Annotated in this window: 12 protein-coding genes; 1 reads left to right on the forward strand and 11 read right to left on the reverse strand. The window is 40.8% G+C overall.

Annotation, left to right across the window (positions count from 1 at the left end):
- Nucleotides 1–22: 22 nt before the first annotated feature.
- From ORH16_RS16660 to ORH16_RS16690, 7 genes are all read right to left on the reverse strand, one after another.
- Nucleotides 23–1,705, reverse strand: coding sequence for a ribonuclease J (locus tag ORH16_RS16660; RefSeq protein ID WP_265460018.1), 1,683 nt, complete (start codon nt 1,703–1,705; stop codon nt 23–25).
- A 73-nt stretch (nt 1,706–1,778) separates the two neighbouring features.
- Nucleotides 1,779–2,651: a 4-hydroxy-tetrahydrodipicolinate synthase gene (gene dapA / locus ORH16_RS16665; protein WP_265460019.1), complete on the reverse strand. Its 873-nt coding sequence runs from the start codon at nt 2,649–2,651 to the stop codon at nt 1,779–1,781.
- A gap of 24 nt (nt 2,652–2,675) precedes the next feature.
- Nucleotides 2,676–3,731 carry an aspartate-semialdehyde dehydrogenase gene (locus ORH16_RS16670; protein WP_265460020.1) on the reverse strand — a complete coding sequence of 352 codons (1,056 nt, stop codon included), beginning with the start codon at nt 3,729–3,731 and terminating at the stop codon, nt 2,676–2,678.
- 289 nt (nt 3,732–4,020) lie between these two features.
- A complete protein-coding gene (locus ORH16_RS16675; RefSeq protein WP_265460021.1) occupies nt 4,021–4,272 on the reverse strand; it encodes a hypothetical protein in 252 nt (83 codons plus the stop codon).
- Between the two features lie 74 nt (nt 4,273–4,346).
- A complete protein-coding gene (locus ORH16_RS16680) occupies nt 4,347–4,946 on the reverse strand; it encodes an alpha/beta hydrolase (RefSeq protein ID WP_265460022.1) in 600 nt (199 codons plus the stop codon).
- A gap of 223 nt (nt 4,947–5,169) precedes the next feature.
- Nucleotides 5,170–6,372 carry an NAD(P)/FAD-dependent oxidoreductase gene (locus tag ORH16_RS16685; RefSeq protein WP_265460023.1) on the reverse strand — a complete coding sequence of 401 codons (1,203 nt, stop codon included), beginning with the start codon at nt 6,370–6,372 and terminating at the stop codon, nt 5,170–5,172.
- Nucleotides 6,373–6,427: 55 nt separating this feature from the next.
- The gene (locus tag ORH16_RS16690) at nt 6,428–7,327 is read right to left on the reverse strand and encodes a prenyltransferase (protein WP_265460025.1); all 900 of its coding nucleotides are present in this window, start codon (nt 7,325–7,327) and stop codon (nt 6,428–6,430) included.
- Nucleotides 7,328–7,546: 219 nt separating this feature from the next.
- Here ORH16_RS16690 and ORH16_RS16695 point away from each other — a divergent pair, with 219 nt between their 5' ends.
- Nucleotides 7,547–8,527 carry a polyprenyl synthetase family protein gene (locus ORH16_RS16695; RefSeq protein ID WP_265460026.1) on the forward strand — a complete coding sequence of 327 codons (981 nt, stop codon included), beginning with the start codon at nt 7,547–7,549 and terminating at the stop codon, nt 8,525–8,527.
- A gap of 190 nt (nt 8,528–8,717) precedes the next feature.
- Here ORH16_RS16695 and ORH16_RS16700 read toward each other — a convergent pair whose 3' ends face one another.
- The 4 genes from ORH16_RS16700 to ORH16_RS16715 all read right to left on the reverse strand — a co-directional run bounded on the left by ORH16_RS16700 (nt 8,718) and on the right by ORH16_RS16715 (nt 12,530).
- Nucleotides 8,718–9,464, reverse strand: a complete 747-nt coding sequence (locus ORH16_RS16700; RefSeq protein WP_265460027.1) for an ABC transporter permease — start codon at nt 9,462–9,464, stop codon at nt 8,718–8,720.
- Nucleotides 9,464–10,312, reverse strand: coding sequence for an ABC transporter ATP-binding protein (locus ORH16_RS16705; RefSeq protein WP_265460028.1), 849 nt, complete (start codon nt 10,310–10,312; stop codon nt 9,464–9,466). The genes ORH16_RS16700 and ORH16_RS16705 overlap by 1 nt, the downstream gene beginning before the upstream one ends.
- 92 nt (nt 10,313–10,404) lie before the next feature.
- On the reverse strand, nt 10,405–11,778 hold the full coding sequence (locus ORH16_RS16710; RefSeq protein WP_265460029.1) for a GHKL domain-containing protein: 1,374 nt from the start codon (nt 11,776–11,778) through the stop codon (nt 10,405–10,407).
- Entirely contained in the window at nt 11,769–12,530 is a 762-nt protein-coding gene (locus tag ORH16_RS16715; RefSeq protein WP_265460030.1) for a LytR/AlgR family response regulator transcription factor, read from the reverse strand. Before ORH16_RS16715 ends, ORH16_RS16710 begins: the two co-directional genes overlap by 10 nt.
- Between the last annotated feature and the right edge of the window lie 115 nt (nt 12,531–12,645).

The raw sequence follows: 12,645 nt of genomic DNA on the forward strand, positions 1-12,645 counted from the left end.
CGACATCCGACAGGCCTGTTTCCTAGTTGCGACTGCGCTTACGCTGCGTTGCCTCCATGATGACTGGTAAAATCACTGGACGACGCTTCGTTTGTTCAAAGAGATAACGCCCCAGCTGATCACGAATGTCTTGTTTTAATTTGCTCCATTCAAAATCTTTACTTTGCAAATGCTTTTCAACAATGTCACTGATCATCTTACTGCATTCTTTCATCAAATCACGGCTGGTTTTGACATAGACAAAACCACGGGAGGTAATCTGTGGCGCCGAAACAATTTTTTGTTCTCGGCGATTGATGGTTACAACTGCCACAAAAATCCCGTCTTCTGATAAAATTTTTCGATCCCGCAAAACAATGTTGCCGATATCACCGACACCTAAACCGTCAATCATCACATTATCTGCTGTCGTACTGCCGGCATAAGCCATTTTACCTTTGGCGTATTCCAAAATATCGCCACGGCCGGTGATGTAAATATCTTTATAGGCCATTCCCACTTCATGGGCTAAATCAGCATGGGCAGCTAGCTGACGGTATTCCCCTTGGACGGGAATGAAATATTTTGGATTCATAAAGTTTAACATCAACTGTAAATCGTTGGCATTGGCATGGCCGGAGACCCGGAAATTTTCCGAAATCTGTTTGACAACGCCGCCTGCCCGATAAATCATGTCCTCTGTTTTAGCCACGACTGTTTCCATGGCTGTCGTTGGCGTTGTTGTGATGTAAACTAAATCGCCTTTTTCAATCCGCAATGAACGATGGGCACCATTGGCCATCCGCTGTAGCGATTTAATCGGCTCACCCATGCGGCCGCTCTCTAAAATCAGAATTTCCTCTGGCGAATATTTTTTCATTTCCTTCAAGGTAACTAATAAATCTTCACTCGGCAAATGCAGGCGATTTAATTTCATCGCCGTGCGGATGATTCTTTCGACATCTTGGCCAGTTAAGACAACTTTACGATTGGCTTTAGCGGCTGCATTTAAAATTTGTTGAACCCGTTGCAGGTTGCTGGCAACGCTGGCAACAATAATGCGGCCTTCCCAATAGCGAATCGTATCTAACACTTCGTCGGCAATTTCCCGCTCAGAGGCTGTTTGAACCGTGCTCTCAGCGTTAGAAGAATCACTTAAAAGCGCTAAGACACCTTCTTTGCCAATTTCGGCTAAGCGACCATAATCGGTTTTGTACATAGCTACAGCGCTTTGATCAAACTTAAAGTCGCCGGTGTAAACAATATTGCCTTCTTTAGTCTTCAAGTTAATTCCAACAGATTCAGGAATTGTATGGGTCGTTCTAAAGAAGCTGACGGTTGCATGGGCAAAATCAATTTCCGTATGCTCATCAATTACATGAAATTCGTTGAACTGTTTGCTCTCGTCATTGGCATTGACGGATAATTTAGCCAATTCAATGGTCAAGGCTGTCCCGAAGACCGGTACATTCATTTTTGAAACAAAATAGGGTAAAGCTCCGATTGCATCAGCATGGCCGTGGGTCAGGAAGACTCCCGCCACTCGGTCAGCATTTTCTTCTAAATAAGTAAAGTCAGGAATCACGACATCAATTCCTAATAATTCGTTTTCTGGATATTTTAGTCCGCAATCAAGGACAAAAATTTCATCCTCCACCTCAACGACATACAGGTTTTTTCCATTTTCCCGGACACCGCCAAGAGGGATGATTTTAATGTTGCTCATTTTTTCACCTCTCTGAAGTAACTCGCCATACATAGGAAAGTCAGCCCTTCTAATAGAAGCGCTGAAGCCCGTTTTATAAGTCGAGAACTTTTAAAATTTGTTCTTTTTCAGTTTCTGAGCATTCCACCATCGGCAAGCGCAGGCCACCGGCTGGAATGTGCAGATAATTTAAAGCCATTTTAATTGCCGCTGGCGAAGGCACTGAAAACAGTGCATTAATCTTCGGCAATAATTTTCTTTGCATCGCCGCCGCTTGCGCTAGGCGGCCGGCTTCAAGATCTTGATACATTTGATAATATTGGTCGCCGTAAATATGACTGGCCACTGAGATAACCCCGTGTCCGCCTAAAACTTTTGTGTGAAAAGCCAAGCCGTCTTCACCGGTGTAGACTAAAAAGTCAGCCGGTGCATTTTCAATCAATTCGGTGATGGCTTCGATGCCAGCACATTCTTTAATAGCAACAATATTGTCTAACTCAGCTAGGCGTAAAGTTGTCGCAACTGCTAAGCTGGCAACTGTGCGACCAGGTACATTATACAAAATAATCGGTAGGCTGCTGCTTTCTGCTATTGCTTTGAAATGCTGGTACAAACCTTCTTGATTCGGTTTATTGTAATAAGGTACCACAGCTAACCCCGCGGCAATCCCGCCGAGCGCTTCAACCTCTTTAACAAAATTAATCGTGTCCCGGGTGTCGTTGGTCCCGACACCGACAATAATTGGCACCCGATTATCGACTAAGCGAATAACCTCTTTAAACAAAAGAAATTCTTCGTCATGGGTTAAAGTCGGCGATTCACCGGTTGTTCCAGCCACCACCAGACCTTCTGTATGTGTGCTTAATAAGTGTTCAATTAATTCCGGCAAGCGGGTAAAGTCCACGTTCCCTTCCTCATCAAAGGGGGTAACCATGGCAGTAATAATCGTTGCACTTGTTAACTCCATTTTTCTCGACCTCTCAATAAAAAACTATTTCGCAGCAATTAAGCCCATTTCGTGCATTTTTTCGGCAATCTGAACGGAATTCCAGGCCGCTCCCTTTAAGAGATTGTCTGAAACCACCCACATATGAAAACCATTTGCGACATCCAAATCTTTTCTGATACGACCGACAAAGGTTTCTTTTTGACCGACAGCATTTAAAGCCTGCGGATAAATTTGTTGACTCGGATCATCCTCTAAAACGGCTCCTGGAGCTGCCGCAATGACTTCTTTAATCCCGGCAACCGTCGCAGCGTCTTTGACTTCGATGTAAACTGACTCAGAGTGACCAGAAACAACCGGAATCCGTACACAGGTCGCCGCCACTTTAATGGCCTCGTCTTCCATGATTTTTTTTGTTTCATTAATCATCTTCCACTCTTCATAGGTATAGCCTTCTTCAGCAAAGACATCAATTTGCGGCAACGCATTAAAGGCAATCGGATAATGTTTTTTATCACTGCCGGCTGGTAAAATATTGGCATCAATATCTTTAGTGGCAACCCCTGTTAAAAATTCCTGCGCCTGCACTTTTAATTCTTCAATCGCCTGCGCTCCCGCACCAGATACCGCCTGATAAGTGGAGACAACAATCCGCTCTAAACCATATTTTTGACGAACTGGTTCCAAGGCCACCATCATTTGAATGGTGGAGCAATTTGGATTGGCAATGATTCCTTGATGCGTGCGTAAAGCTTCTGGATTGACCTCAGGAACCACTAAAGGAACATTTGGGTCCATCCGAAAATAGCTGGTATTGTCGACAACAATTGCCCCTCGTTTAACTGCTTCAGGCACAAAGGTTTTTGAAATCCCGCCACCTGCGCTAAACAAAGCAATGTCGATGCCCTCAAAAGATTCCGGCACTAATTCTTCAACCGTCAGCATTTGATCTTTAAAAGCCAATTGTTTGCCTGCAGAACGTTTTGATGCTAAAAGTTTAATTTCCTTAATCGGCAGCGTTGTTTCCGCCAACATTTCCAACATCTTGGTACCAACTGCGCCAGTCGCTCCCACAACGGCTATTTTATATCCTGCTTCCATCCGTGAATTCCTCCATATGACGCCAGACTTTCAGCTCCCGACAAAAAGGCTGGACTTCCTTCATTTATTAATTTGCTTTTCCCATTTTACCATAAAAGTGCTAATTACTATAGGGATTGTCCTGCTAATTTGAAAATTGCTTAAGAAACAGCAGCCAGTGAAAATGAACTATGTGACTGCTGAACCGACTAAAAAATTTTTTTCAAATAAAAAACCTCCTGTAAACTTCGGGAAAACCCAAAATTAACAGGAGGTAAAAAAGTTGAGGGGAATCAACTTATTCACGAAATTACTTATTGTGTTTAGACATTTTTGCTTTTAAGTCTTCGTAGCCTTCTTTGACATCATCGCCAATTTCATCAGCTTTTTCTTTGACTTTATCGCCTAAATCACGAGCTTTACTTTTGGCGTCGGCGCCTTTGGATTGGACCTTGCCTTCCATTTCTTTAGACTTGTCATCCGTTGCTTTGCCGTAAGCTTCTTTGCCTTCACCAGCAACTTTATCTTTTGCGTCATTCATTCGACCTTTTAAATCTGCCATGATTGATCGCCTCCTTTTGTTGATGAATTTATTGTATCATCCACAACCAAAAACGAAGAAAATCCAGCTTATTTTTACAACAAACTCAGCCAAATTTTAGCGCTATTAATCTCATCCATACTGACCTGATGCCCGTAGTCAAAGGTGTTTGCGCTGATTTCAGCCTGACGCCCTTCAAAATTATCGACCAATTCGGAAAATGCTGAATCCGAAACAATCGGATCATTTTTCCCTTTGGAGAGCCAAACTTTTTTATCGCTTAAATCGAAATCCTTTGTCTTAACCCCTAGAGACATCGGATGAAATAAAATGGCCTTATTCAATTTGGTTTTTCGCTCCAATAGTAAATGTGCCGCAATATTGGCACCATTTGAATACCCAACTAAAATCCAATCCTCCAAAGGAACATTGTCCTTTGCGCTGTGCTTTTCAATTTCTGCTAATAAATTGTCAGTTTCTTTTTCTAAACTAGGAATATCAAACTGATTTAACCCATTACGTTTAAAAAACCGATTCATGCCATCTTCTTGGACATCTCCACGAAAAGATAAAATCGTACAGCTGCCATCAAGGAAACGGGCAATATCCACCAGCGACGTTTCATCGCCGCCAGTCCCGTGCAATAACAATAATTTTTTCCCTTGGCTTTGCCCTTCATTGAAATAATATTCCATGTGCTTAAAACCTCCGATCGCTTACTTTTAATAAGCTAATCATAGCATCGGAAATTTTTTTTGCCAATTAATTGGCTTAACTCTTCTTTAGGACCTTCTCTTTAAATTTTTTTAAACAAAAAAACGGCAAGAGCTGTCACCAACTCTCTTTTTCAAAAAACTTTTTTCTTTAAAAAGTTTTCGCAAAGAAATTGGTTATGCTCTTGCCGTTGTTAGTCATATTTTAATGATATAAATCGAAGCGTCCTTTAGCGAGCATTTCTTTAATGCCGCCGGTTTCTAACAAGGAACGATCCAAAATTGCTTTTTTAATAAAGGAAGCTGGGTAGCCTTTGACTTCAGCAGCACCTACTACACCAAAGGCATGGCTGTTGCCGATTGATGCCACTGACCCTAAAGATTTAAAGGTAAAAGGCGCAATCGTTTGGCCCTTTAAAGTTGCCAGTAGATGTTTGGCTGCATAATGGCCCATCTTCAAAGAAATTTGGGCTGTCGTTGGATAAGGCCGTTTGCTGGTGGCATCCATCACAGCAGAGACATCCCCAATTACATAAATATTTTCATGATCTGGTGCTGTCAAATGATCGGTGACAGTCACCCGACCTCGCCGTTGTTCAAAGCCTGATGCGCCAATGACATGACTGCCGCTGACACCAGTTGTCCAAATAATCGTTTTGGCGGTCAATTCTTTTAAAGCTTTGGTTTCTGCATCATCTTGATAGACGACCGTGTCAGCTTTAATTTCTTTAATTGGTTTGCCAGTTAACAATTGAACACCCCAAGATTTCAAATGATCAATTCCATAAGCAGCCAATTTTTCAGAAAACATTGGTAAAAGATGGTCAACCGCTTCGACACAATAAATTTGGATGTCTTCTGGTTTGACGCCAGCAATTTGCGCGTATTCTTTGCGGCCTTCTACTAAGGCACCCAAAAGCTCAATTCCGGTAAAGCCAGCACCGCAGACAACAATTTTCAAATAGTTCTCGTCTTTGGTTTCTTGATATTTTTGCATCATTGCTAGAATATGCTGATGAACAGCAGCTGCCGTTTCAACATTGACCATTGGCAGTGCAAATTCTTCTACACCAGCAATGCCAAATGATTCTGACTCAAAGCCTAGTGCCACGATTAAATAATTGTAATTAATTTCTTTACCGTCTGCTAATAGAACCGTTTGCTTTTCAGCATCAATTTTAGTGACTTCGCCTTTGATAAAGGTCGTCTTGTGACTTTCTACCACATCTTCAATCAAATAGCTGATGGATTCTTTGGTCTGGGTACCTGCAGCAACCTCGTGCAAATCTGTGGCTTCGTAATGATAATCGTTTTTGTCAATCAATGTGATGTGTAAATCATCGGCCTTTTGCAGTGCTTTTAACGCCCGCAAACCAGCATAACCAGCTCCTAAAATGACTACTTCCATCTTATTTTCCTCCTCCAATTTAGTGACAGGCAACCTTGTCTATCATTTTGCTAACTTAAAACATGCCCATTGCAAAGGTGACCACTTGAACCAGTGCGCCAATCGCCAAAATCCGCACAGCATTGATAAAAGTTTGACTTTTAATCTGAACTTTTAAAAAGCTGCGAATTTGTTTTACAATCACTGGCAAGGCTAAAAAGCTTAATAGCATGGTCCACGGAGAGATACCGAAGACGACAGCTAAAATTAAGGCCACCCCTGCAATTAAGTTCATTAATAAGAATAACGCTAAAGCGCGTTTTTTTCCAAGATAATGAACGATTGTGAAGCGATTATTTTTTTCGTCCTCTTCTAAGTCGCAAATATTATTGGCTAACATCAAGTTAGCAATCCACATTGTGTTAGGTAAAGCAATTAAAGCAATCGAGCCTAGCGTCGCAAAATTCCATTGAAACATGTCAGAGGTATTCAGATAAACACAGATGAGAGAAATCATCATACCCATTGTAAAGCCGGAAAAAAATTCTCCAAGAGGTAAACTCGACAATGGCTTTGGTCCGGAAGAGTAAAAAATCCCCACTAGGTAACAATAAAGCCCCATAAAAAACAGCGGCCAGCCGACATAATAAGCCAGGACAATCCCCATGACAGCCGAAATTACAATCATCGTCACCATTATGTTAAAAACTAATTTCAAGGATAGATTTTCCCGACCGATAATATTGGTTTTTTCCCGATAATCATGGACTTCGGTGGCGTGGTGGTAATCATTGTAATTATCTAAAATATCGACCGCCATATTAAAAATCACCATTGCGATGAAGTACAACACCACATAGCCCACCCGCACCTCGTGATAATTGTACCAGCTGTAACAAAGGCCGATAAAAAACGGCAAAATACTCGCCGTTTTTGCTTTTATTTCCACTAATTCTAAAAATACTGATAATTTCATTTCCTGCTCCTTTTTTGTTTCTCCCCGTTCTCTGCAAGTAAAAGCTTCCTTCTTTATTTTCAACCAAAAGAATCTTGGCAGATTAATTGTATTTCCGATAACTTCCATGTACAATAAAGCCGTACTAGCCGACTGTCAAAGGTGGACTAGCTTTTTCTTTGTTTGCTTAAAAACAATTGCATTACGGCGTCATAGCTGGAGTTGAGAAAGGATTTACACATGTTTTCTTATTGGGATCAATACCCTAATATTAATACCCGTCTAACTGAGGTTTGTCAATTAATTGAACAGCGACTGACGGTCCGCAACCGGGAAATCTCGGCGGCCTTTTTAAAAATGAATCGCTCCGGTGGCAAACTTCTGCGCCCGGCTTTCTTTTATATCTTTGCAGAAATGGGTGAAAACGCGCCTGCGGATGCACAAAATTTAGTTAAAGTGGCGGCATCTTTAGAGCTATTGCATATGGCAAGCTTAATTCATGACGATATCATTGATGATTCTCCCTTGCGACGAAGCACAATTACCCTGCAAGCGGAATTTGGTAAAGATATTGCTGTCTATGCCGGCGATTACTTATTTACAGTCTTCTTTGAATTGGTGACAGAAGCCATCGACAAGCAAAGTTTATTATTGCGCAATGCCCGTTCAATGAAAAATCTGCTTTTGGGCGAATTGGACCAGATGAACAGCCGCTTCAATGCCGAAGAAACGCTGGCGGATTATTTTCAAACGATTGACGGCAAAACAGCGGAATTATTTGCCTTAAGTTGTTTGGAGGGAGCTTATTTTGCTGGCTTGACCGAAGAAGTTCAGCAGCTAGCAGAAAATATCGGCCGCAATATCGGTTTAGCCTTTCAAATTTACGATGATATTTTAGATTATACGGCGACATCTGCTGAGCTGCATAAACCAATTTTAGAGGATTTGGCTCAAGGTGTTTACACGCTGCCACTGCTTTTGGCTAAAGAAAAAAATCCCGCAGACTTCAGCGATTACTTTGAAAAAGGGCATTTAATCAGCGAAACTGAAGCCAAAAAAATTGCGCAATTGGTAGTAGCTAATGATGGTGTCTTGGCGGCCAAAAAATATGCCAACGATTTTTCAGCCCAAGCACTGGCAGATATTGAAAAACTGCCAGCAGGGAAATCAAAAAAACAATTATTGAAACTAACGAAGTTATTGTTGAAACGCAGTCATTAAAAAACAGTGAAGGGGCAATAGCGCCCTTCACTGTTTTTTTGCTTTATTTAACTACATCAGCTACTGGATAGCCAAACTAACCAACTGCAACAGAAGTTATTTCTGATAGCTGAATTTTGTTTTTGTTTACTCCTCTGTTTGAGATATTTCCCAAACATTTTTCCCAGTCAAAACAAGCTAGTCGTTTGAACTAATCTTTAGTAAAACCAAATTTACGATAGCTCACCATAAAAATAGCGATAGCGACAACAAAGCTGCCGAATAGAACTAGCCAATCTTGCGTGGCAAGAGCTCCTCGATTACCTTCTGAAATCGAGGTAATTAAATTGGTGACCACGCCTGTATAAAGAAAATCACTAAATGTTTTCAATCCATCCACCATCGTCGAAAACATCGGAATCATCATCAAAACTAGCATAATCATCGTTGCAATATTTCCAGAAGACATTTGGTTTTTGGCAAATAAACCAATGACCATACCAATCACACAGCTGATAAGACTGGCGATAGCTGTAACCACCATAAACAGCGGAATATTAATCAAGTTTAAATCCAAGCCGCTTAAAAACAACACACAGACATTAATCACTAGAGACACACAGAAGGTCGGAACAACCGCTGCAATAAAATATTCCAAACTACTGACAGAAGAGGTCATCAAGACCCGCAGTGTATTTTTTTCTTTTTCCTTAGCCAGCATGTTAGCCGGCATCAACAGAGAAATCATCACAATATTAAAGGTGACCCCTAAATTTAAGACCATGCTAAAAATAGAGGTTGGCGGTGTTTCTCCAGCCAGCATATTTTCATACAACAGACGAAAGCCAACTACCATTGCCGGCACTAAGATAGCGCTCAGCAAAAAGGTTTTATTTTTCAGCAATTCTTTAAATTTGAAAATAGTTAAGGTGCCGGTTTTTTGTAGTGACATATTCATTAGCTTAACTCCCTTCCAGTAACTTCTAAAAAGACTGATTCCAGTGTCGGTTCACAGGAATGAATGGTTTCTAATAAATCTTCTGAAATCCATTCGGAAATCTGGCGGATATTTTCCGGTGTCTGTTCCAGTACGTACTCTTCGTTGGAATTAAGCATCACCCGGTATTGCTTGTTAGTGTTATAGCGCAGACAAACTTCCTGAGGAGTGCCAAACTCAACAATGTGCCCTTCATTTAATAAAGCCACATGATTGCATAGCTTGGTGGCTTCCTCCATATTATGAGTGGTCAGAAAAATCCCCATCCCCGCTTCTTTTAATTCCAGCAGTAAACGATGAATCTCAAGTGCTGTGGTGGGATCTAGCCCAGAAGTTGGTTCATCTAAAAATAAAAGTCTCGGCTGATGCAAAACGGCCCGAGCTAAAATCAACCGCTGCCCTTGGCCTTTGGATAATTTTCCCGCCAATTGCTTTTTTTGTTCGGTCAATCCAACGCGATCAATTAAGTCGTTGACCCGTTCTTTTTTAACCTTAAGTAAATTGGCAAACAGCATCAAGTTATCCAACACGCTGAATTCTTCATAAAAACCAGAGGCATCTGTAACAATGCCGATTTGTTCATAAATTTTTTCGTTGATTTTACGGGTGTCTTGACCTAGGATAACCGCTTCTCCACTCGTTTGCGTCATTTGTCCTGTTAAAATTTTGATAGTGGTCGTTTTCCCGGCTCCAGATGGTCCTAAAAATCCTAAAATTTCGCCTTCTGAAATGGTCATATTAATATCCTTTAAGGCTTCTTTGTTGCCAAAGCTTTTGGAAATATGTTTTAACTTTAATAATTGCGTCATCTTTTTCAGCTCCTTTGATAATAGTTTAGAGCTGTCACCCTTTAAATGGCAGTAACTGTCAAAAAAAGACCGAATTTTGTCATTTTCGGTCTTTAATAGTTAAATTTAGTTTTGCCAATCGTCAAAATTTGAATGAATTGTCCGTCTTTAAGGCGAGTCTCACTGACGATATGAGGGTAACGAGACAAAATTTCCTTGAGATTGGCTAATCCTAAGCCGCGATTTTCCCCTTTGGTTGAATAGCCACTCTGCCAGATTTTTTGCAAATCCAAGGATGAATTTTCAATGGGATTTTTTACTAAGATAATCAGCTCTTCCTCTTTGATAAAAACAACCTGCACTTGTTTTTTCTCAGCTTTTGCGGCAGCTTCAAGTGCATTGTCCAATAAAATTCCTAGACTTCGCAGCAAATCACTGCTCTCCATGGCAATCGAAGCAATCGGTTCAAATGCTTCAATTATCAGCTGTACGCCACTTTTTTCACCGGCGACGATTTTAGTCATCAAGAGAGTCTTGACTTCAATATTTTTTATATTGGTCAGCTGATTGGCCTGTTGAATACTCAGCTGCAGACCTTGATCCATTTTCATCAGTTTTTGGCTGATGTATTTCTGCGCTGCTTGTAAATCCCCCGCCTCCATGTGGGCGTAAGCCCCAACCGCAACATTTTTATAATCATGTTGAATTTTACGCAGCTCCTGTTGAATGTTCTCCAAACGGTTAACATAGATTTGCTGCTGCTGTACTAAGAGCTCTGAATTTTTTAAGCGCTGCTCTCTAAAGTACTGCCAAAAAAGAAAAAAACTTAACGCTAGTACTAACAAATAAGAAGCGCCCCAAAAAATCAGTGTCATCATGGATTGATTTTGCGCAGTCTGCAAAACTGAGTGGATGATAACTTGCAAAATAAAATAAACTATAAGACTGATGATAAATGTAAAGTTGGGAAAGGCTAAAACCTTTTGGAAAACATGAAAGGACTTCCTTCTAGAAAACCATTGAAAAAAGAAAATGATGGCCGCAGCAGACAATAGCCCATCTCCTAAAACATAAGCATAATATCCCAAAGTGGTGTTTAAAAAAGATTGGAGTAAAAGCCGCAGAATGGCCGCTGAAAAAACTTGGAAAAAACTGGCAAATAACGACACACAGACAAAAATAAAAAAGATGATTCGCTTTTTGACCTGCGGAAAAATGTACTGGTGAACAAAAATACCAACGATTGTTGTCGTCATATCCACTGCCATAATAATGGCAGTAAAGCCCAACCAAGTTTGAATTTCTAGAACAGGCAGGTAAGCTATCATGGCTGTCAGACCGCCGTAAAGAGATAGTCCGGCGTAAATCAGCCACTTATATTTTCTAGGGCTGGCCGTCCGGGTCAAATTACGAATACCTATATAAATACCCACCTGCCAGCTAAAATTCATAATGGTTGTGATGAGCACAACACTGATTAATCCCATAACAGCCCCTCATTTTTGTGGAGTGCCAAGTATTCCTTTAAGGCCCGCTTGCCTTGTCGGGATAATAAGCAGGTGGCGTTATTTTGCATAACCAATTGATTGTCGCCAAAATTAATTTCTGCGATACTGCTGGCCTTAACCAAATAAGAGCGATGAACTTTAATAAAATCAGCGCCGACTTCCTCTTGAACCTTTTTCAACTCTCCACGAAATTCAATCCGGCGATTTTTCGAATGAAGGACTAGCCGATGGGGAGCAGCTGTTTCAAAAAAAATTATTTCAGCTAGCGGGATTTGATAACTCGTATCCCCTTTAATCGTATAATAGGTCTGTTCACTGCTAGTATCACTAGAAATCAGTTGATTGATGTCACTCAAACATTGCTGCACCTGCTGTTTTAATAATTCTGGCTGATCTTTTTCTAAATAGCTCATCGCTTCTAGCCGATATTTAAAAGTTTCAAAAATCAGCTCTTCATGGGTGGTGACAAAGACTAAAAAGCCTCTAGCATCCAGCTTGCGGATTTCTTTGGCCAACGTAAAGCCGTTATAATCCGGATGCTGTAAATCAACATCAAAGAAATAAATTGCCGGCTGCTGCTGATTTTCCCGATGTTTAATCACTGCACAAGGGTCAGCTGTTGCCAAGACAATCTCCATATCATAATCATAAATCAATAAAAAATTTTCAATCATCTTTTGAAGAAATTCACGGGCTGGCCGCTCATCCTCACAAATATAAATTGGTACCATCCCAACACTCCTATAATCCTTTTCCTTTTTCTAACTAGCAATAACCTTCAAAGCAACAAAGAATCAGACTGTGCCCTCAGCAAAAGCAGATACAAAATTATTTTCAGGTAAAATA

Source organism: Enterococcus sp. HY326, from assembly GCF_026157065.1.
Classification (GTDB): domain Bacteria; phylum Bacillota; class Bacilli; order Lactobacillales; family Enterococcaceae; genus HY326.